Raw genomic sequence first — 21,978 nt, 5'->3', positions numbered from 1 at the left:
TATAAATTATCTAGAAAAGCTTGCTGTTCTTTATTTTCCTTAAAATAGCGCTGATAGAGCACACTACAACTCTCAACATCTGAAATGTTTTTTGTATTAAAAGACCAATCATCTGTGTCTTTAACTGTAATTCCTAAATCATTACTGCAACTTTGCCACAGCTCAGAGAATTTAGTTTTTTTATCATTGCTTAATTTATCAAAGTCAGCATTAACGGTAAAACCATGCATTTCGGAATTAAAAAATTTGTCAATTGAAGTTACGGGAACACCACCCCAATTTAATGGTTTACCAACAGGAAATTCTATCGTGATAAGTTTTTCCTCGTTCATTATTTGATCTTGTTCATCTTCTTTAAAGTATTGTTCTTCATAAACTAGCTTTGTTCCTACTGGAACTGCTATTTTCTTAACGACCAATGGTTTTGTAGTGATAAAATAAGGATAATTTGGCGCAGAATTTCCACCAGTAGGATTCATATTTCCGATGCATCCTGTTAGAAAGAATAAGACGAATAGGAAAGAATAGGGTTTAAAAGATTTCATAAGTGTTTTTTTTTATTTTAAAATTTAAATTTTCTAATCTCCTCCGCATCCGCTACAGCCACTTCCGCAACCACTGCATCCACTACTACAACCGCTGTCAAAACTAGAAGAGTAATCATCAAAACTCCAATCGTAAGTACTACAGCCACTTCCTCCGTCGGTTGAATTACTTCTATTAATTTCGGTTACTAAATCAGTATCAATCTGATTTAATAGTTCGTAATCAAGATTTACTAAAAGAAATATATTTGCTCCAATTATTTTTATTAATTCAATCGCTTTTTGGTTTTCGATATTGTCTATGTCTGAAAGCTCATTTCCTGCGTCTTGAATTTCTTTTTTAACCATTTGTTTTAATTCAGTTCCATATTCTGTAAGACTATAACCATAATAAAATTGTTGAAAAATGTTTTGAGTAAAGCATTTTTTCAGAGTTGGAGTTTTTATTAAATCATTTTTTAAATCTTGTACTGTTCTAGTTTTTTGAAAAGCAATTTTAACCAAATTCCTAAACAATATTTCCACCGTATTATCAGTTCCAAAAGCGGATAGAAACGATCTTTCGTGATTTTGAGAATTATAAGTTTTATAGTTTTGTCCTATGCCAACATATTTATAAACTTTCACTTTTTCTCTAATGTGTGGCTGTCTTTCTACTTCAAAAGTTCGTAAAACTTGTTTAAATAATAAATCTATGAAAGTTATTTTTAAAAGTTCCTGCTGAGTAACATTTTTTTTAGTTAATATTAATATTTCTGCTGGCGTTAGTTCAGATAAATATTTCATTTAAAAAGGTTTTTTTATAATCCAGTTTCTATCCAGATTTATTCTTTCAAAGTTAATTTCAGTAAACCTAATTTCGCTTGACGGCCAAATATCTTTTGGTGTTTCGGTTTTGAAAATTTCAAGATATAATTCTTTGGTTTTTTCGTAATAATTAGTGTATTTACTTTTCTCGGTATTACCGCCTTTAGTTGGTCCGTGATGTATTCTTCTTTTGATTGTGTTTTCGCAAAAATCTTCCCAATATGATTGCGTGTAGAGCAAATGCAAATGCCAAACCTGATCTACTTGATCGGATGGAGTTAATGGATGATTTGCAATAGTTAATAGAAAAATGAATTTTTTATATTCTAAAATCGCTCGGATAGAATATTCAATTGTCCAACCATTTTCTCTGGCAAGTCTATCTGTAAAACTAAATGAAATTTCAGGTTCATCGAGCTCAAAATTCTTAATCTTATTCCACAATATTAATTGTTCGTCACTCATATTTTTATTCAGATATGCTTTTTTTGATCATTTTTTAATTTTCAAATTCCAAAACGAAACAGTTTTGCTAATCTAGTTATGCCTTTAGTAAACTACTCAGAACTTTTTTTCCGTTTTCGTTATTAGGATTTAATTCAACAGATTTTTGATACATTTTAATCGCATCTTCTTTTTTGCCACATTGAAGTAATGCTTCGCCATAACTATCATAAATATTCCAACTCTCAGGAAAAATTAATGATCCGGTTTTGAATGTCAGCAAAGCATTTTCATTTTTTTGGAGTCTAAGAAAATGATAGCCTAATCGATTAAAATCTCTCTCGGTTGCTTCATAACTTTTTGGATTTTTTAAATAGTCATCAATCAATTGATTTGCTTTTTCTTTATCTCCGTTTTCAAGTAAATTGCCATAGATTCTTGAAAGATTTTGTGCAGGAATTGTATAAGGTTTGTTGTCCATTAATTGTAAGACGGTATTAAGGATAGAATACACTGGGCAATTTCCTGTATTGGATAGAAGGATTACAGTTTGATTTTTAGTAATGTTATGTGCCAAAATACTGGTAAGACCTGTAATAGAGCCATCATGAAAAACTATTTTTCCGTTACTTTCATCGGTGTACATTCCCCAACCTAAACCATAACTCATTTCTTTTCCTTCTAGATTATAAGTTGCTTTTTTTCCATCATTAAGTATTGTAGCTGTAAGAGCTTCCTCTAGTTCTTTTTTGCCTAAAATCTGATAGGTAAATAATGCGTTTTGATATTTTTGCAAGTCTAAAGCGGTACTTACGATTCCTCCATTGCCATAAAAGTTACTTTTTTCGAATATTAAAAAAGGTTCTTTTAAGGTATTTATATTAGCAAAATCTGTCGAATAGAAGTTAGGATACATGTATAATTCTACTTGATTTGGTCCTTTAATTTTTCTGTTAATCGGAACAAATGAATCTTTCATTTTTGCAGGGTCGAAAATATTTTTTTCCATATAATTAGCATAACTAATTCCTGATACTTTTTCGATAATTAATGCAGCGATGCAAAAATTAATATTATTGTAGTCCCATTTACTTCCTGGTAAAAATGCAAGCGGTGTTTTAAAACGAATGAATGTTGGAATAATATCCTGATTCGAAATTATTTTTTCGGGTTGTTCTTTTATTATACTATCAAATAAATTATAATATTGAGCTAATCCAGAGGTGTTATTAAGCAGTTGTTTGATGGTGATATTTGGATAAGGAAAATCGGGAAGGTATTTCTGAACCGGTTCATCAATTGTAAGCTTGCCTTTCTGTTTAAGCTGCAGTATAGCTGTTGCTGTAAAGGTTTTTGTAACAGAAGCAATTGGGAATCGAGAATTGTCATTAAACTTTTCTTTCTTCTCGATATTAGAAAACCCATAAGTATTAGAAAAAATAGTTTTTCCTGATTTAGAAATTACAGCACTACCCTTAAAAAGATTCCTTTCAGAAAGTGTCGAAAATAAATTGTTCAATTCTTGAGCAGAAACTGTATTTGTTAAGAAGCTAGAGAGTAAGATAAAAAAAAGTATTTTTTTCATTTATTTTAATTTTTAAGAGTTCATTGTAATTTATATTAAACAAATCAGCTGTTTTTATATAGATAAATAATTAACATAAATGTTACATTAATAACTGTTTTATTTTGATATTATTCCACTTTCGAGAGGTTTGTTTTTAATACGATGGAATAATAAAGGGGAGGTTATGATATCAGTTGGCAGCAGTAATTTGTTAGATTAATCATCATTAAAAGATTCATCTTCCCAAGCCTTTTGACCTAAAAATTTTCCACAAAAGTCATAACGTTTTATTATTCCTTTTTCAGGATTTGTATTGTAATGAAAAATCCATATTTCATTATTTACAATTTTTACTCGGCGATATTTTATATCATCACAAGAGCAGGATGAACAAACTTGAATTGTAGTTTTCTTTAAAATTCTCTTTCCGCTACTATCAAATACTTGATCAATATGAATTATTTTTTTGTGTGGTAATTTCCAAAAAAGGAATTTTCGTTTCTTCTCAATTCTTTCTGTTTTTAAAGTTACGCTAGTAACAGAACATTTGTTTTCAATAGAGTTTTTGCTATTTATAGGTGGTAATTTATGCATGGCATAAACTGATGACAAAATAAACAACATGATTATTTGTATGGTAATTTTCATTTTCTAATATATGGACTATATCTTATTTTACTGATTTGATAAGGGTTTCAATTGTCGATTTTTTTTGGTTCAATATTATCAGTTGGCTTTTATCGTCTAATAGAATTTTGTAAGCAAACTCATTGTCTGCGTTAGCTTGCCAGTTTTTTAATTCTTTAAATTTAGTTTTTAATAGTTTTATCTTTTCAGAACTGTTTTTAGAAATAATGACCACTTTTGTAAGCGATGTTTTTTGCATTTTTTCAATACGACTTTCTGTAATTTGGTCTTCGCTTTCGGTTCTGGAGCGATAGCGAAACAATTGGTTTATGGTCTTAATATCTTTCTCATTTTCGGTAAGCACAAATCTGTAAGACATTATATTATTAAGCTCATTTATCCAATCAGGAAAGTTTGTTTCATATAGGTTGATGTAAGTATCAATAAAGTTTTTATCTATTGGTTTCTTCTGATTAATATATTCTGTAATCAACGGATAAATTTGCTTTGCCATAAGGTTAATATATTTTTTATTATACCAATCTCCAGTGTCAATTTTCCCGTCTAATTTTTCATAAACATACCCATTTCCTAAAGCGGTTGCCAAGACTTCATTCATAAGCTGATAGGCATAATTGCTACATTTCGATTTATTTTTTTTAAAATAAGTATTAATATCTGTTTTTACTTCAAGCGACTGTTCATCATAAATTATATGATAGGTTTCGTGCAGCATAACACTAAATAAGTCTTTATACGATGTTAAATCGGTTTGTATTGCACTAATAAAATTGTTGCAAAATGCTTGTGCAGTAAATCCTTTAGAATTTGGTAACGGATAAAAAGCTACGTTGAAAGGAATTGAATTGTCCCAACTCGAATTATAAAATAATAATCCCGTCTGGAAGTAGTTTTCTATCTGGTTTTCGTTAGAATACTTTGTGACTTCTTTAATTTGGTTTTCGAATTTCTCTTTGTTTGGATTGTATATTAGCTCATTATAAATTGGGGTAAATTCCAAAATACTTTCAGCTAAATCATTCAGTGTATTATTTGGAATAAAACCAATAGAACGAATTTTAAAATCCTTTAGATTTTCTGTTTCTATTAGATTTTTTTTCAATAGATCCTCCGTTTGCATCGTCTTTTTTGAGCCATATGGATAATCATCATATGGGAAACTATAGTAAATGTTTAATTTGTTAAATCTTGAGATTATAGTTTTATATTTCTCAACGTTATATTTTGATTTTTGAAATTCAGTCTTGAAAACATTCTCAGGATAATCTTCAGAAAGATTTTGTAAAAAAACATAAACGGCCAACTGTTCAGAATATTTAATATTAAAAGTTGCCTTTTGTCCATATGCTAATGATGTCAAAAATAAAAATGCTAGTAAAAGTCTGTTCTTCATTCTTTCGGTTATGGTTTTTGGTTAATATCTTAAGTTGTGAATAGCTCTGAACTTTATGTTTTTAGATGTTTTTTTGGGTATAAATTGGATTCTGTTTAAGCGAATGTAAGAAATGTATTTAGTATTGTCGATTTAATAGATTAGTTGGTAAATAAATATAATTAAACTCTGTTTTATTCAGAATATTGCTAAAGAAGATTTGTAAAAAACATAAAAACCTCCATTATTTTTAATGAAGGTTTTATAGAATAGATCGATTATTAGATTTGTATGGCTGGGTAGAGTAGGAGTCATCCAGTTTGATATTTTTTATATTGTCATTGTGCATTAATCTTTAAAATAGAACTTCGAAATATTCTCTGTTATAGTATAAGTTTCGATCCCAGTAAGGTTGGTAAACAATATAATAGCTAAATTATCATTAGGATAAATGGTAATAGAAGCGCGTCCTCCTCCAAAAGCCGAAGCAGCAAAATGAGTTTTTCTGTTTATGATTGGCCAACCTAACGCATATGAATCTAAAATACCTCCAAAGCCATCATAACTTCCATTATTTAATTTTGTAGGTTCCCACATTTTACGGATATTTTCCTTGTTTTGTAAAAAATCGCCATTTTGTAATGCAATAACCCATCTAGCCATATCATCGGCATTTGTAAATACACCAGCATCTGCTCTAAAGGTAGTCGGGAAATCTTCGTACGTAACGGTTAGTTTATCGGTTTTAATATAATCCCCAATTGCTTTGTTAAATTGGTGAAAACTATAAGTTGGCGCTTTATATTTAAACACATCATATGAATTTGCATATTTTGTATTGTTCATTTTAGCAACATTAAATTGGTATGTTTCAACAAATTTTTCGAAAGGAAGCTTGCTAATTTTTTCAATAATTTGCTGTAACAAAAGATAGTTTGTTGCATTGTAGTTAAATTTTTCTCCGGCTTTAGATTGTAGAGGCAAAGTTTGAACTTTAACCCAAGCTGAATCTTGCCCTTTGTCGCTAATTAAGCCATCGCCACTTGAGGCTTCAATGTCGGGTAAACCAGAAGTGTGACTTAGTAATTGCTTAACGGTGATTTTGCCCCAATCCTTTGGTAAAGAATCCAAATAATTAGAAATAGGAGCTTCAATTTGAAGTTTGTTTTTTTCGACAAGTTGCATAATCGCAACCGAAGTAATTATTTTGGCAATAGAATTAATTGAGAATTTAGTGTTATTAGTTACAGGAACTGAAAATTCAATATTTGCTATACCGAGAGATTTTGAAAAAAGAACTTTATTATTTTTAATTACAGCAATTTGTAGTCCTGGAATCTTTTGCTCTTTCATTTCTTTTTTAAGATACGATATAACTTCTTTCTCATGGTTTTGCGCAAAAATAAAATCAGTTTGAAAGAGTAAAATACATATAATGAGTAAAATGTTTTTCATAGAAATGACTTAATAAGTTTTATTTTAGAAAGTTACTGATTAGTTATTTATAAAAATCATAAAATTATTTTGTCAATGTAAGTCTGATTGACTTTGTGCCACAAATAGGCTTTTATTCATGTTATTATAGATCTAATTTCAACGTAAATAATGTATTTATTAATCATAAAAAAATGCGCAAAGTAAGAGATACTTGCGCATTTTTTATAAGAGTTAAGTTGTTTACGAGATTATGGATATATCATAAGGAATACAAAAGCAAATAGATTGACCAGCAGTACTACACCATAAACAATATTCGACTTTCCTTTGCTTAACGACAACATTACGGTAAATACTGATAATGCTAATAATACAATAGATTTTATGTCGAGCCCAAGGATAATAGGCATATCCATCATGATACAAACAGCTGCAACACTAGGAATGGTTAATCCGATACTTGCCAATGCTGAACCTAAGGCTAAGTTTAAACTCGTTTGTAGTCTGTTTTTTCTTGCCGCAGTAATTGCTGCAATTGCTTCGGGTAACAAGATTATTGCTGCAATTACAACTCCCACTAAAGTTTTAGGAAGATGATAGCTTACAATAATGCTCTCGATAGTAGGCGAAAGTGTTTTTGCTAGTAGCACCACAATACCTAAGCTTACGATAAGGAAAACCAAACTTGTATAAAAGGTTTTATTATCGATTGCTAATGGTTCTGCAGCATCTTCATTTTCATCGGCTCCAATCGTAAGGAAATATTGGCGGTATCTTGTGGTTTGCGCAAACAGAAATGAAGAATAAATAACAATACAGGCACCAGATGCAAAAACAAGTTGAGGTACTGAATAATAAGAACCCTTAACACTTTCGGTGAAAGTAGGGAAGACCAATGTAAATACGATAATCGAAACTAGCGAAACCAATCCAATAGTTACAGAAGAGACAGAAAAATTTTGTTCGTAATGTTTTAGACCACCAATTAATAGGCAAAGACCAATGATACCATTAAGAATAAGCATTGTGGCGGCAAATACAGTATCTCTGGCTAATGAAGCTGCTTCTGCGCCTTCGGACATCATTAAGGAAATAATAATCGAAACCTCTATAACGGTTATGGATATAGCTAAAATAATGGTTCCGTAAGGTTCTCCAACTCTTTCTGCGATTATTTCTGAATGATGTACTGCCGACATAACGCTCAGGATAAGTAGTATACTTGCAATAACTTGAAAAATACTGCTGTTGTCAACAAGTCCGCTAAAAAATAGAATCCAGGAAAGTGCTGGAATGATGATTGTCCACTGTAGTAATTGTTTCATTTTTTTTAATATAAATACGGGTAAATTAATATTCTCGCCAATTGCTTTTAATCACAAATTGGCTCTGATTTTCTGTAATATAGAACTTTTTTCGCTAAAAACGGCAAAAAACTCACACTTTCTTTGATTTTAGGTTAAAAAGTGTAAGCTTAAAAAGGATAATTTTGGAGCTAATCTCTTTAAAATCACGTGTAGAAAATGAACTTATATTTAGGTTTTTGCACGAACATAAAAAATGCGCAAAGTCAGAGACATTTGCGCATTTTTTTATATAAACTCTTTTGTAAATTGATTAGATGCCTTCTAATTCATTTTTGAATTGTTCAATTAATTCGTAAAATAATTTAATAGATTTTAAATGCTGCTCCTGAGTAATATCATAAACAAAAAACTCTTCCCAATTTATATTCTCAGGTTTGACTCCTATGCTATATGCTAAAATCATATTTGCCCATCCAGCAGTTGATTCAAAATAGCCAAGCTTATTTGCAACCCAATCAAAAAAAGGTTCATCTATTTGCTCATTAACAATCTTATTATCAATAAGCGCTAGATAATAGCCAGAAACAAAGGTCTTTATACTCTTAAGACTTGCTTCGCCAGTCCACATAATAGGTCGCTGTTCTATTGTTTTTAATAAATTGTAACATTCTAGAATCATAAATATTGATGAGGTTATTTTATAAAAGGGTATTTTGTATATATATCCACATCTTCAATTTTTCTTAATGATGGTCCTTTACTAGTAAGGATTTGTTTGCTTTCGACTATCAATTCATCTAAATCAAATCCTTGTATAGTTCTACCTAATAAAAATGAAATGGTATAATCGGTCCAGTTTTCCCCTTTTTTAATTGCTATTTCAGAAGCTTTTTTCATGATTTCCCAAGTTTCATTTTCGGTTAAATAACCTACCCAATAACACCATTTTGCTAATGATACTGCTCTGCAAATATCCCATGCATAAGCTGATTTTATTTTTGTAACATTATCCAGATCTAATCCTAAACCTTTTGAAATATCTTTCTGAATACTGCTTAATTCTTTTGATGATTGCAAGAAAACAGGTTCGAACTCATTACTTCTCTGCAATGATAATAAATCATTCAAAGTTTCTTTGGCTTCAGCTTCGTTTGTTATTTCCCATTGAAGTTTTAAACCTCCTATGTATTCATTTAAACTATTTTCGGGTTTAATACCTAGTATTTTTTCTCCTCTGTAATAAAACAAAATTCCTCCAAAAGAAAGCAGTCTTTTTTGCTCATCTGTTAGTGGTGAGTTGGAATGATTGTTATTAAAGTCTTCTAAAAGTTTATTATTGCGTTTTTTCATAATGGTTTTTAGAAAAATCATGTATGCAATAAATAAAACGGCAATACCGCCAATAATAAAGTAAGTGTTTGTAGTCATAAAAAGTTATAGTATTAATTATTTTGAGGTTAATAAATTCTGAGGTTAGTATTATAGTTGTAATCAAGGTTAATTAGTATTTAATACTAACTATCGTCTATGATGGTATTATGCGTTTTTTATATTTTTACTTTAGTTTTTAAAAAGGCTCCTTTCTCATCCTCATTCCACATATCATCCCCAATTAAAAAATAGTTGCCATTTTCTTTAATTATTCTGTTTTTAAAATCTTTATCTTCAGAAATAAAGGCCTTTGTTTTTGCAATTTTTTCCCACTTTTGATTATAAAAACTCCAAATAGAAATTTCATTCCACCAGCCTTCATGAGTTCTGGAAAATATTATGATTTCATTTCTATTATCGCCATTCAAATCATTTACTTTTTGAATATAAACACCTAAACTTTCAAAACTTAAGGGAGGAATTATTTTAGAAAACTCAATAGCTACTTGGTCAAGATTGTTATGACTTATAACACGTACAAAAGCGGTATCTTGGATTTTATCATTATTAACATCGCCAATAATAAACCGTTTAATTTCGGTTTTGGTTTCTCTTGCTGTATTGTCTTTTTTTGTTTCGCATCCAAAACAAAATATCAGAAAAACAAAAAGGACAAATTTCATATTAGCATTAGTTTGTGTAAAATAATAGATAACTTGATTTTAAGAAAAATCTTCGTTTTATTGGTGGCAAATATAATAAAAGAGTAATATAAAAACAGGATTTTTCGTGTTATTAAAAAGAAACTATATTTCATTAAGAATTTCTCAATACTAAAGACATAATAATCTTAAGCTTGTATTTAATGCATAAATATAAAAGCCGTGCAAAGTCAGAGATACTTGCGCAGCTTTATACGAGATGTTTAAGTAATTGAGGAATTTTTAAAAACGATTAATTTTAACTAACTCCACATTTTATTCAACTATCTTTTTATGGTTTGAGTTGATTGATTTTTTTTTCATGGATTAATATTAAATTCTATTATATTTATTAAAAATTATATATGAAAATAGTTAAAAGCAATAGAATTATACTCCTCATTGCCTTATTAGTAACTTGTGGTAATTGTTACAGTCAATCTTCTCAAAAAACGACTAATCTAGATAGTTTATTTCAAAAAGCGCATAAATTAAAAGCTTTCAATGGTAATGTTTTAATTGCCCAAAAAGGCAAAATAATTTACGAAAAAGCCTTTGGGCAAGCCGATGCAAGTAATACGACTCCATTAAACACAAAATATCGTTTTCATATAGGTTCAATTGCAAAAGAGTTTAACGCTATTGGAATTATGATGCTTAAAGAGCAAGGAAAATTAAAACTGGACGATTCAATTTCTAAATTTTTACCCGAACTTCCTTCTTGGTCAAATAAAATTAAAATTATTCATTTACTGCAATATACAAGTGGTCTTCCTCAAATAAAATGGAATGAAGTTAATCAGGATTCTGATAATATGATGTTACTAAAAAAAACTTTGATTCTTGATTTTGAGCCAGGAACGAAGTATGATTATAACAACAATAATGTATTTCTGCAGAGAAGAATCATAGAAAGAATCACCAATATGCCTTTCAATTCTTTTGTAATAAAAAAGATACTTGAACCTATTGGTATAAAAAATGGGCTCGTTGATCCAGACGAAAAAGAGAAACTTTTTGCAATATCATTTAATAATAAAGGAAAACAAGATGCCATTAAATACAATATTTCGGGCTGGACAGCACTAAATTTAAAGGATTTTTACAAATGGTCTGAAGCAATTAATTCGTTTAAAATTATTAATCCAGAATCTACACTTGAGCTTTTTATCCCGTTTTCTAAAGGAAATCAAACGGGACTTGGAGAAGGAAGTATAGAAGAGGGCAAAGTTACAAGTCATATACATGATGGAGCTGCTTTTAATTACCAAGCTTTACTGGTTAGTAATCAAAATTTCACGATTATTTTAATGACTAATAACAAACAAAATAATTTAGATGAAATAAGCGATTCAATACAATCTATCCTTGAGGAGAAGCCTTACAATCAAATTAAGCCCCTATAAGTACTTTACTAATCAATGTGCTTTTGCAGTAAGTTTGTGCTTTTTTGTAAAGACAATAAATATCATATAACCATTCTGTGATAATTGATTATAGAAGTCTTGAACTAGTTTTTCTCTTTTGGGATTATCTAATAAATGAATCAAGGCATAGCAAAATATTGCATCATATTGGTAATTGTTAAACGGCATATCTGTTACCGAGTTGTGATGGATAGCAATTAAAAAAAATCAGTATTAAAATTTAATCATATATCATTTTGATAGAAACTAAACCAATTTCGCAAAGTCAACGAACACCAATTATAGATATTTTAAGAGGTTGGGCATTATTTAGTGTGGCTGTAATGAATTATTCTACAATATATAGCTGGAACAATCACTCGAAGGATTCTGATTCAAATTCTCTTTCGGAAACTTTAAAAATAATATCCGAAACTGTTTTTGAATCCAAGGGATGGACATTATTAGCTATTTTATTTGGTTACGGATTTTCTGTTTTGCTCAAAAACATTAAGCAAAATGGACAGAATCATTATGCTTTTTTTATAAATCGTATGCTTTGGTTGTTTGTATTTGGGTTCATAAATAACATATTTTTTGGAGGTGATATTTTAACTGATTACGCATTCATGGGGCTAATATTGCTTATGTTTTATAATTGTAGCACAAGATCACTCTTTATTTTGTCAGTAACTATTTTATTACTGACACCGGCATTACAGTCATTGTTGGGACGGCATCATTTATTGTTTACACCAAAGTATCGTGATACTTTTTATGAACTTTATAATAGCCATACAACTTTGGATAGTGTTAAAGCTAATTTATATATGCGATATAAATGGATGTTACGCTTAAGTTATTCGGTAATATTGCATTTAATTCAATTAGGGTGTTTTATATTAGGAATGGCATTTCAGAGAAGTAATTTCTTCGAAATGATAGATAGAAAACCAAGGATTGTTCTAAAAAAAATAGTGTTCTATAGTTTAATTATTTCTATAGTCATGTTTCTATTACAAATGGTTGTAGATAAAAATGACTGGACTCTTAATGATTACTACAATCTGTATTACCCAGTAGCATTAAGTTTAACGGTTTTCTCAAGCTCACTTATTTGCTGGATATATTTTTCAGGATATTTTAAGAGTGCATTTAATCTTATAAAAGCTACTGGGAGAATGACGCTAACAAATTATGTTTTGCAAAATATAATCTCCTTCTTTTTGTTCATCTGTATTAGACCAAACTGGTCTTGGTATTGGTATTTTCTTGCCGGAATTATTATTTATATTCTGCAAGTATTTTTTAGTAATTGGTGGTTAAAAAAGTATAACTATGGCTTATTAGAATGGTTATGGAGAAGTTTATCATACAAAAAATGGTTTCCATTAATTAAAGTAAAATAAAAAAAGGATTACCATGTCAACAGACTTTTATCAACTTTAATAGAAAATAAAGAACTGCGCAAAGTAGGGACATTTGCGCAGTTTATTTTAGCTGATAGCAGGAGAGCTGTTATTTCTTTTCTCTCTGATAATACGTTACAATACTTGCCTTGGCAATAGTATTTGCCCATAGATTGTAACCAACAACGGCAGGATTTGTATTGGAATCTAAGCCTAGTTTATCGGTTTTTAGAGCATAAACGGTTATTATATATTGATGAAAACCGTGATTTTCGGGAGGACAAGGTCCGCCATATCCTGCCACACCATAATTGGTGACACCTTGAATTGCTCCTTTTGGAGCAAGATTTAAAGTTAAGTTTCCTGCATTTGTAACTAACTCGGTAATGTTCGCCGGAATATCAAATACTACCCAATGCCACCATCCGCTACCAGTTGGAGCATCAGGATCATACATGGTGATTGCAAAACTTTTAGTGCCTTCTGGTGCATTTGCCCAAGATAATTGTGGAGATTGGTTTTTACCCGTACATCCAAAACCTCCAAATTCTTCGGTTTTTGTGGCTTGTCCGCCTAAATCTTTACTACTTAAAGTAAATGTCTTTTGGGCGAAAATCGTACTTGTAGTAAATAGTAAACCAAGCAATGCTAAACTAATCTTTTTCATTTTTTAATTCTTTAAAATTATAGACTACAAAGATATTTTGCAAGGAAGGTTTAGAGATGTTCTAAGAAGTTCTAAAAGTGTTTCCAGAAGTTCATTTTTCTAGCTGGAACTGTTTAGGGGTAGTATTGTATTTGGTTTTAAAGGCTTGTGTAAAACTAGATAAACTTTCAAATCCTATTTCATAATAAATATCTACAGGGCGTTTCTTTTTGGTACTTAATAAATAAGCAGAGTACTCCAATCTTTTTTCTTGAAACCATTTTCTTGGGCTTGTTTGATACTGTTGTTCAAAGTTTCTCTTGAAAGTAGAAATACTCATATTGCATAAAAAAGCAAGCTCCTGAATGGTTAAATTATTAAGTTTATTACTTTCTATTACATCTGTAAAGCGCCTGTTTTGGCTGTCTTGAGCGAGTATATTATTTAAAAACCCAGTACCGTTTTTGTATAATAAATAGGTTAATATTTCCTCAAGTTTGGTTTGCAATAAGCTATCTCGAAGAGAATGATCGTATGTCTTTATTTGGATTAAACTCTTTACAAAATGATGAACATAATCATCGTATTGGAATATTTCATAAGGTTTGGAACTAGGATCAGCAGTTTTTGAAACATTGTTTTTTTGCAATAATTTTAGAAGGATATCATCATTAAAAAATAGCAATACACTACGATATACATTGGTATCCGAAAGGTTTTCGGTCATTAAGCAATTTCCAGATTTTATCAATAAGAACGCATCATTATTAATAATTGTGGCTTTATCTTTTGTAATGAATTCTTTAGTTCCTTCAAGTAAAAAACTTAAAACATTTGTATTAAGCATTACCTTATTCTTGATAGATGAGCTAGTTACACTATAATCAAAAATTTGTATCTCACTTTTAGAGTCTATGTTGAAGTCGTTAGGAAGATTATGAATGTTCATTGTATTGTATACGATTAACTACGTAAAGTAAGCCATATTTACGCTGATTTTATAAAATTATTGGAGCTAACACAAATAATGAATTAAAATGATGCTTGCACAAAAGAATCTAATTTTATCAAAGTGTTTTTTTAATTACGCTTATTTTTTCTTTCAATATCTTCATATTTAATAATCGACTTTTTGAATATACTCCAAGCTTTTGAAACTTGTCTTTTTATTGGGTTTTTTTTTCCAATTAGATTTGGATAAATCTCAGATGACGCTCTATCAACATAAGTTAAAAAGTTACTTTTGGATTTGTTTTTTCCTAAATGAGTAAATCTTTTATAAAGCTTAGTTAAATGTAATTTAGTGTCTTTTTTCTTTCTTCTTGGGTATCGTTTATTATATCTCATCGCAGAGTTTGATCTATTCGCTTTTCTACGTATCGACATTTTCATTTCTCTATAAAATTTTGATAAGCTTGCTGCTTTCAACAAAACATTATTACCATTATCTTCAAAGCCTAAATATTTTAAAGAATTATTTTCAGTATATTTCTCACTCAATTCTGTTTTTGTTATACTTTTTAATATTCCGTTTGTTTGCGAAAATTGAGATACAACTGTTTTTTGCTGGTTTATTTTTAAATTTAATGGAGGAGCAGAAATTTTTTCAATTATTTCGACACTAAATTTGTTATAATCTTCAATATTATTAAAAATAATAGCTATATCGTCTGAATATCGTCTGTAAAAACAGTTCTCTTTATTTACTAAATTTTCAATGATAAAATTATCAAATTCAAGTAAATAGAGATTTGCTAGAAATGCACTAATGGGGGTTCCCTGAGGTATTCCTTTTAATATTTCATTTTTGTTTTTTGGCTTATGCTTCTGAATTAAATTTTTTTTTGCGATTTTATCACGAAACTCTTTAGAATTTATAAAGTATGAATTAAAATCGGAGTTTTTTAAATCATTTTTATGTCTAATACCCAAATTTTGGTTTGAACATTGCTCAATTATATCATTCATATCGACAAACGAATATTTTATTAATGAGTTGAATGTCTTTTCATGAGATTTATCAAACTTGTCGTTGCCAATTAAATCTATCCAACATTTTTTTAAATATTCATGGTTTAGTGAAGGAAAAAAATTTTCAATATCATAACAAGCAACTACACAATTTTGTCTTTTGTCAATTTCTTCAAATAATTCATTTGCAAATTGAATATTACATTTAAATTTATTTTTTTTATCTGGCTTATTTATTGGGATTCTTCTATAAGCAATTATAGAATCTGACAAAGCACTATTTTTTGATAACAGAACTTCATATTCTTTCCCTAATATTTCATTTGAAAAATAAGAATAAATATGAGCGTCTAAATGGTTTGCATAAAAAATTTCTCTAGGTTTTTTTGAAGATTTATTATTTAAGTAATCAAAATGACTTCTGTAAACTTCATTTTTATCATTCAAATATGCTTTATATCTTCTTGCAGTAAGTGTTTCATGAATTAAAGGAAAAAAATTATGATTATTTAATTCATTTAAGATATAATTTTCTACAAAACTTTTTTGAGTTTTATCAAGTTTTGGACTGAAATGAATGTAACCTTTGGGTTTATACCAAGATTTAGTTTTTTTTTTCATAATTAATTAAAAAATGCAGGGTTTCCGTCACGGCTTTCAATGCTTATCATACTTACTATCCAAAGGCTTGCCATCTGTAGTTGGACTACACACCGTTTTAGTAATTCTATTGCTACCTTTACATATATTCAACCTAATGAACAGTTCTATGAAAGACCTAACATCATCTATCGCAAAGAGTTTCTGCTCAATTGAACATATTTCTTTGATATTAGAAATGTAAAACCAGCTAGTTTTAAAAACCAGAGCTGTTAAGTTTTTTTGCCTTGGCAAACGTATGATAATGAACTTTAGAAAACACCTGCATTAGTTATTATTTTGGATTCTTTTTACATACCTATAGGAGTAGAAGCATTATAATGATTTCAGCTGCTTCATAAAAATTAGTAATTTTTTATCCTTGCTAATATAAAACTAATTTTATTACATCTATTGAATTAATTTAAAATAAATCTAATAAATGGTTGTTGACAAATATGAGATCTATTTGTGATTTTTGGAAATTCTGAGATATTAAGCTTTAGATTAATTTATTTTTAATCTTTTTTATACACATTAGGATTAAATAGTTCCATATACACTTCTGGTTTTGGCAATTTAGTAAAACCGTATTTTTCATAAAGCCAATCGGCTGTAGAAGTCAATAAAATCCAACGTCTTAAGCCTTGTAAATTTGGGTGTCCCATTACAACTTCCATTAGTTTTTTAGAAAGCCCTTGTCCTCGATAATCATCTAAAACATAAATATCGCCTAAATAGGCAATAGTCGAAAAATCTGAAATTACTCTTGCAAAACCTATTTGTTTGTCTTTATAAAATAGTCCAAAGTTTAGCGAATTGTCTATAGAAGTTTTTACGTTATCAAAAGGAATATTGTCACTCCAACCTGAATGTTTTGATAAAAAATCATGAATGGCAACAATGTCTAATTTAGCTTTATCAGTCGTAATAAAAAAATCTTCAAAAGAGTGTTCAGTTATTTTCATTTTTGGTTTTCTATTTTAGTATTGAAGGTATTATTTTGCTATTTTTCTAACCTCAGGATTAACAAGTTTAGGGTCAATTTTATCAGTTATCTTAATGTATTTTCTTAAACTATCTTTTTGCATTATGTAAGCATAAGAACTTGCTAATTGTCCGTATGCTCTACCATTTTTCGGATCAATTTTCACTGCCTTTTTCAAGCTTTCAATTGCCAGGTTTAGATATTTGATATCTTTTGTTTTAAGGAACATTTGACTATAACTTGTTGCTATACATTCGTAAACAGGAGCATTATTGGGATCTAATTCTATCGATTTTTTTAGATATTTGATAGATTCTTCAAATTCATTTTTTTTGCCCAATAAGTTTCCAAATCCCCAATATACTTGCGGGTTTGTATTGTCTAAAAGCCAAGCTTGATTAAATCTTTTCATAGCAGTATCATTATCATCTTTATAGAAATATTCCCAAGCTTTAGAAACATATAATTCGGCTGCTTTTTCTCTGCTCTTAAATTGTTTTTCGGATTGTAAAAGAAACTCTTTGTCTGATTGAATTTGTTGTTCGCACTTCTTTACTTCTCCATACATAGGTAATAAGTTTATCCCTTGCGGACAGTCGTTTTGCGATTGACAACTAATTTGGATTAACATTATTAGAAATAATACCTTCTTCATTTTGCTTTATATATTGATTTAGTTTGTTGATTTTTAAAACCATAATAAGATATTTCGTGTCTAACTTATTACTTTATTAAGCGCTAATATAAAGCTAATTTTATTAAGATTAATACGTTATTTGCTACCAACTCTATATTATGTAAAAGCCTCCAAAATCACTGATTTTGGAGGCTTTTATTTTTATTAAATTGTAGTTTTAATCTTTTTTATAAACTCTTTGCTGTCCATCCTGAAAAACTCTTTTAATTCCTGTTACGGATTTATTTTCAGTAATAATTTTGATACGAAAATCATCTATACCATCAATTAAAAATAAATCTTGTTCCAGAGGAGTAAGTAATAAAGTGACGATATTATTCCATTTGTAATATAAGCTATTATCTTCAAATACTATTTCGGCTTTCCCGTATTTACCTTGATATGATTTTAAAATTGCACTATCAACATGTGCCGGTTTTTGTCTGTTCTTTATAATAGGAATAAACCAATCGAGGTTGTTTAAAGAATCTTTATTTTTAGAAGATAGTTTTTGTAAAGCAATCAAATGCGATGTATTTACCGCCTCTTCACTTTTGCATAAAACATCTGGCATAACACCTTTACCTTCAAAATCCGTATTTGTAATAGGATCTTTTACTTCTCCAAAAGGGATATTTACAGAAAAACCATGAGCCAAAACTTTGCGATCGATAGGGTGGGCGCCACCAGCTGTTTTTTCGCCTATAATTGTAACACGTTTTAAATTTTGGAGCGAATAACTCATCCATTCCGCTGCAGAAAAAGTAGCTCCGCTTGTTAAAATATAAACATCAATATCATCCAGACGTTTACCTGGAACAGATGGTAATAACCACATTTCTCGCTCCAATTTTTTTCTGCCTTTTTCGTAATAATAGTATTTATAAAGAGGTAATTCTTTGTTAGCGTACAGATAACTACTAATAAATTGTCCCATCTCCATTGCTCCGCCATTATTTTTGCGCAAATCTATAATTAGAGCATCTGTATTGCTTAAAATTTGCATCATTGCAGCTGCAGTTTCGCTGGCTATTGCAGGATCTTCAAAATAATTAAACTCTAAATAGCCAATATTTCCTTCCAGAATTCGCGCTTGTTGAAACCCAAAGTTCTTCTTTTTAGCTTCAGCTAATTCTTCCGCTTTTATTTTTTTAAATGTTTCTTTATCAGTGTCTTTTAGCTTACTTTCGACCCATTCAGGATCAAACATTACTCTAAAATGTAAATCTTTGCTAATATCTATAAGATTCGAGGAGAGTTTAGAGGCAAATTCATTTGGATTTGAGATGTCCTTATACATTCCTTGCTTATAATTCTCATTCAGCTTTTTCTTTATCTCACCAATAGCATTTGGTCTGATATAGAATTCTTCGAGTTGTTTGGTTAACGAATCGATAATTTGTTTTTTATTTAATTCGGTAAGGTTTATTTCTTCTTTTGCAGTTGGATTTTTTTGAGAAAACGTGCAAAAGGAGAATAGTAGCAATGCTAAAGTTACAATGTGTTTCATTTTTAGGAAGTTTTACAATTTGAAATTATTTTATGTAGAATTTTATCAAGGAATTCAATTTCATCAGCAGATAAACCGTCTAGAGCAGTATTGCGATTTAGCTTAAAAACAGGAGTTAATAGAACAATAGTTTTTTGTCCTTTTTCGGTTATTACAAGTTTGGATTTTCTTTTATCTAATTCATTTGTTTCCCTCGTTAGATAATCTTTTTTAACCATTAATTCTATTATTCGGGTTACCGAAGCATTATCCTTAAAGATTAATTTGGCCATTTCTATTTGAGAAATTGTTGCGTTATCGTTTAAGATAATTAATACCAAACATTGATCAACTGTAATATCATCTACAATCTTTTGGATGTTTTTTTGGCAAATTTTCCTGTATTCTTTAATTGTCTGTTCTATTGTATAAAGTACAGTTCCAGTTGGAGTTTTCTGCTTCATGCTTACTGATTTAGATTTAAAAGTATTTGATATATCAAATATAATTATTTATTTCAATATTGGTTATTATTTTTATTAAATTAGTTATGATTTTGTAAATGAGTTAATTATGAAAAGTAAAATGATTTTTGCCGCATTAATACTAGGTTCTGTATTATCGGCTAGTGCACAAAAGAGAATTACAATTACTGAATTACCGAAAGCATCTCAGGAATTTCTGCAAAAATATTTTGGCGATTCAACAGTAGAGATTGTCAAAAAAGATGCTGAACATGGCGAAAAAGGGTATGAGGTAATACTTAAAGATGGTACCGAGATAGAATTCTGGAAAGATGGTTCTTATCGTGAAGTAGATGGAGGGAACAAACCAATTCCTACCGAGTTTATTGCTGCATCAATTAAAGAGTATGTTGCCAAGAATTATCCAAACGAAAAAATTACTCATATCGATTATGGACATAAAGACGTTGATGTGGATTTAACAAACAAAATCGATTTGGAATTTACTAAGGATGGGAAAATTATAAAAGGGAAATAAAAGCTAACCATTATTGTTAATGTCTTCTTCTGACAGGAATGACAAGTTTGTGAATATGATTGCTTCTGTACCTTTGTCAAAGTTTTTTAACTTTGACAAAGGTGTACACATAAATTCATTAAGATGGCTTAATCTTTATGCTAATTATTATATCATCCCTCAACCAGGCAAAGTTCAAAAGTAGTTTTCCCATCTTCATTTTTATGAGCGAGATAACCTCCGTGGGCTTCTACAATACTTTTGGACAAGGTTAATCCAATTCCTGCACCTTCTTGGCGGGTAGTAAAAAATGGCAAAAATATCTTATTTTCAATTTCTTTCTCAATGCCTTTTCCGGTATCGGTAATTCGTATAAAAGTTCGATTTTCTTTGGCTTCAGCCGAAATAATAATTTGTTTGTTTAAAGAATCTTCGAGTGCATAAATACAATTTGTTAGAAGATTAATCAGTACTTGTTCCATTTGCTGAGAATCAACATTTATCTTGCGATTTAAAGCGATTGTATTTATAACTTCTATTTGATTTTTTTGAAACAACGGAGCCATAACCAGAAGACTATTTTCTACCCAATACTGCAATTCTATCTTCTCTTTTTTAGGAGAGGGTAACATGGCTAATTTGCGATATCCTTCGATAAATTTTTGCAAATGGTCGCTTCTTCTTAGCATTGTTCCCACGCTATTTTTAATGTCTTCCAGGTCTTCGGTCGACATGGTATCCTGATCGACCAAATCTTGTAGGTTTTGGCAAATAGAACGAATAGGAGTGATGGAGTTTAAAAGTTCATGGGATATTACTTTCATTAAATTTCCCCAAGCTTCTTTCTCTTTTTTCTCTACCACATTTTGAATTGAATCTAGTAAGACAATAAAATAATCTAAATCGCATATTTCTGTTCTGGAAGTTTGCATAACAAAGGTTTGCACGTTTTCCTGATTTACACGAATTTCTAATGATGTTTTAATTTCCTGAAAATCCTGATCTTCGATAACTTCGCATAAAGTTGGTAAATGGTTCTTTAGATATTTCCATTTAGAAATTTTAGGTACATCAAAATATTTGGAGAAATAGTCATTCATCAAAAAAATGTTCCATTCATCACCATCTTTTTGCAGAATAAAAATTCCGGTTTCGATATTATTCAATATAGAGCGGTATATAATATCTCTTGAAACTTGTTCTTTTTGGTTGTTTTTTAGAGTATCATATAAAGTAAATAAATCATCATAATTTTTGTTGAATTTATGCTTAGAAAAATCCGAACTAAAATCATTTTGCAATATCGATGCAATAGTTTTATTATAAAGCAAAACGAAATTCCGAACATAAAAATACATTTCGCGTACAAGGAAAAAAACAATAAACAAGCTAAATATAGCTGTAAAAACCAACTCCTTTTTAAAAAAGTAAATAGCGATTTCTACACCAGATAAAATAAGTATTAATCTCAGAAAAAGAAGATTGTATATTTTTAATGATTTAAACATAGTAGATTGTAATGTTATTATTGGTTAAACTAGGTTGTCTATAAAGGAACGCGGATGATACGGATT

Annotated in this window: 23 protein-coding genes; 3 read left to right on the top strand and 20 right to left on the bottom strand. The window is 29.6% G+C overall.

Features of this window, described 5'->3' with window-relative positions; genetic code table 11:
- From B8T70_RS02915 to B8T70_RS02865, 11 genes are all read right to left on the bottom strand, one after another.
- A partial coding sequence (locus B8T70_RS02915) for a hypothetical protein (RefSeq protein WP_086893865.1) occupies window positions 1–545 on the bottom strand: 545 nt, incomplete at its 3' end.
- Between the two features lie 33 nt (window positions 546–578).
- On the bottom strand, window positions 579–1,331 hold the full coding sequence (locus tag B8T70_RS02910; RefSeq protein ID WP_086893862.1) for a hypothetical protein: 753 nt from the start codon (window positions 1,329–1,331) through the stop codon (window positions 579–581).
- Complete coding sequence (locus B8T70_RS02905) at window positions 1,332–1,817, bottom strand: hypothetical protein (RefSeq protein WP_086893861.1); 486 nt, start codon at window positions 1,815–1,817, stop codon at window positions 1,332–1,334.
- A gap of 76 nt (window positions 1,818–1,893) precedes the next feature.
- The gene (locus tag B8T70_RS02900; protein ID WP_086893860.1) at window positions 1,894–3,381 is read right to left on the bottom strand and encodes a serine hydrolase; all 1,488 of its coding nucleotides are present in this window, start codon (window positions 3,379–3,381) and stop codon (window positions 1,894–1,896) included.
- Between the two features lie 198 nt (window positions 3,382–3,579).
- Window positions 3,580–4,011 (bottom strand): hypothetical protein, encoded by a 432-nt coding sequence (locus tag B8T70_RS02895; RefSeq protein ID WP_123912061.1) that lies wholly within the window; start codon window positions 4,009–4,011, stop codon window positions 3,580–3,582.
- Window positions 4,012–4,033: 22 nt separating this feature from the next.
- Window positions 4,034–5,404: a hypothetical protein gene (locus B8T70_RS02890; protein WP_086893858.1), complete on the bottom strand. Its 1,371-nt coding sequence runs from the start codon at window positions 5,402–5,404 to the stop codon at window positions 4,034–4,036.
- Between the two features lie 327 nt (window positions 5,405–5,731).
- Window positions 5,732–6,838: a serine hydrolase gene (locus B8T70_RS02885; RefSeq protein WP_086893857.1), complete on the bottom strand. Its 1,107-nt coding sequence runs from the start codon at window positions 6,836–6,838 to the stop codon at window positions 5,732–5,734.
- 230 nt (window positions 6,839–7,068) lie between these two features.
- Entirely contained in the window at window positions 7,069–8,145 is a 1,077-nt protein-coding gene (locus B8T70_RS02880; RefSeq protein ID WP_086893856.1) for a calcium:proton antiporter, read from the bottom strand.
- Window positions 8,146–8,437: 292 nt separating this feature from the next.
- Window positions 8,438–8,806 carry a hypothetical protein gene (locus B8T70_RS02875; protein ID WP_086893855.1) on the bottom strand — a complete coding sequence of 123 codons (369 nt, stop codon included), beginning with the start codon at window positions 8,804–8,806 and terminating at the stop codon, window positions 8,438–8,440.
- A 14-nt stretch (window positions 8,807–8,820) separates the two neighbouring features.
- On the bottom strand, window positions 8,821–9,555 hold the full coding sequence (locus B8T70_RS02870; protein ID WP_039118271.1) for a DUF1266 domain-containing protein: 735 nt from the start codon (window positions 9,553–9,555) through the stop codon (window positions 8,821–8,823).
- Between the two features lie 119 nt (window positions 9,556–9,674).
- Entirely contained in the window at window positions 9,675–10,181 is a 507-nt protein-coding gene (locus tag B8T70_RS02865) for a hypothetical protein (RefSeq protein ID WP_086893854.1), read from the bottom strand.
- Between the two features lie 383 nt (window positions 10,182–10,564).
- Here B8T70_RS02865 and B8T70_RS02860 point away from each other — a divergent pair, with 383 nt between their 5' ends.
- Entirely contained in the window at window positions 10,565–11,605 is a 1,041-nt protein-coding gene (locus B8T70_RS02860; RefSeq protein WP_086893853.1) for a serine hydrolase, read from the top strand.
- Between the two features lie 12 nt (window positions 11,606–11,617).
- Here B8T70_RS02860 and B8T70_RS24430 read toward each other — a convergent pair whose 3' ends face one another.
- Window positions 11,618–11,818, bottom strand: coding sequence for a methyltransferase domain-containing protein (locus B8T70_RS24430; protein ID WP_369827341.1), 201 nt, complete (start codon window positions 11,816–11,818; stop codon window positions 11,618–11,620).
- 44 nt (window positions 11,819–11,862) lie between these two features.
- Here B8T70_RS24430 and B8T70_RS02850 point away from each other — a divergent pair, with 44 nt between their 5' ends.
- Window positions 11,863–13,014 (top strand): DUF418 domain-containing protein, encoded by a 1,152-nt coding sequence (locus B8T70_RS02850; RefSeq protein ID WP_086893851.1) that lies wholly within the window; start codon window positions 11,863–11,865, stop codon window positions 13,012–13,014.
- Window positions 13,015–13,123: 109 nt separating this feature from the next.
- Here B8T70_RS02850 and B8T70_RS02845 read toward each other — a convergent pair whose 3' ends face one another.
- The 7 genes from B8T70_RS02845 to B8T70_RS02815 all read right to left on the bottom strand — a co-directional run bounded on the left by B8T70_RS02845 (window position 13,124) and on the right by B8T70_RS02815 (window position 19,887).
- Window positions 13,124–13,681: a YbhB/YbcL family Raf kinase inhibitor-like protein gene (locus tag B8T70_RS02845; RefSeq protein WP_086893850.1), complete on the bottom strand. Its 558-nt coding sequence runs from the start codon at window positions 13,679–13,681 to the stop codon at window positions 13,124–13,126.
- 91 nt (window positions 13,682–13,772) lie between these two features.
- Window positions 13,773–14,609, bottom strand: coding sequence for an AraC family transcriptional regulator (locus B8T70_RS02840; RefSeq protein WP_086893849.1), 837 nt, complete (start codon window positions 14,607–14,609; stop codon window positions 13,773–13,775).
- Between the two features lie 131 nt (window positions 14,610–14,740).
- Window positions 14,741–16,252 (bottom strand): reverse transcriptase domain-containing protein, encoded by a 1,512-nt coding sequence (locus tag B8T70_RS02835; RefSeq protein WP_086893848.1) that lies wholly within the window; start codon window positions 16,250–16,252, stop codon window positions 14,741–14,743.
- A 536-nt stretch (window positions 16,253–16,788) separates the two neighbouring features.
- Entirely contained in the window at window positions 16,789–17,238 is a 450-nt protein-coding gene (locus B8T70_RS02830; RefSeq protein ID WP_086893847.1) for a GNAT family N-acetyltransferase, read from the bottom strand.
- Window positions 17,239–17,268: 30 nt separating this feature from the next.
- Window positions 17,269–17,913, bottom strand: coding sequence for a tetratricopeptide repeat protein (locus B8T70_RS02825; RefSeq protein WP_086893846.1), 645 nt, complete (start codon window positions 17,911–17,913; stop codon window positions 17,269–17,271).
- A gap of 199 nt (window positions 17,914–18,112) precedes the next feature.
- Entirely contained in the window at window positions 18,113–19,444 is a 1,332-nt protein-coding gene (locus B8T70_RS02820; protein ID WP_086893845.1) for a S41 family peptidase, read from the bottom strand.
- Window positions 19,445–19,446: 2 nt separating this feature from the next.
- Entirely contained in the window at window positions 19,447–19,887 is a 441-nt protein-coding gene (locus B8T70_RS02815; protein WP_086893844.1) for a MarR family winged helix-turn-helix transcriptional regulator, read from the bottom strand.
- 109 nt (window positions 19,888–19,996) lie between these two features.
- Between B8T70_RS02815 and B8T70_RS02810 the strand changes: the two genes are divergently transcribed.
- Complete coding sequence (locus B8T70_RS02810; protein WP_086893843.1) at window positions 19,997–20,425, top strand: PepSY-like domain-containing protein; 429 nt, start codon at window positions 19,997–19,999, stop codon at window positions 20,423–20,425.
- Between the two features lie 152 nt (window positions 20,426–20,577).
- Here B8T70_RS02810 and B8T70_RS02805 read toward each other — a convergent pair whose 3' ends face one another.
- On the bottom strand, window positions 20,578–21,912 hold the full coding sequence (locus tag B8T70_RS02805) for a PAS domain-containing sensor histidine kinase (RefSeq protein ID WP_086893842.1): 1,335 nt from the start codon (window positions 21,910–21,912) through the stop codon (window positions 20,578–20,580).
- Between the last annotated feature and the right edge of the window lie 66 nt (window positions 21,913–21,978).

The organism is Flavobacterium sp. AJR, assembly GCF_002156885.1.
In the GTDB taxonomy this organism is placed as follows: domain Bacteria; phylum Bacteroidota; class Bacteroidia; order Flavobacteriales; family Flavobacteriaceae; genus Flavobacterium.
Note: the sequence above shows the minus strand (reverse complement) of the source record. Positions and strands in the feature narration are given on the sequence as shown.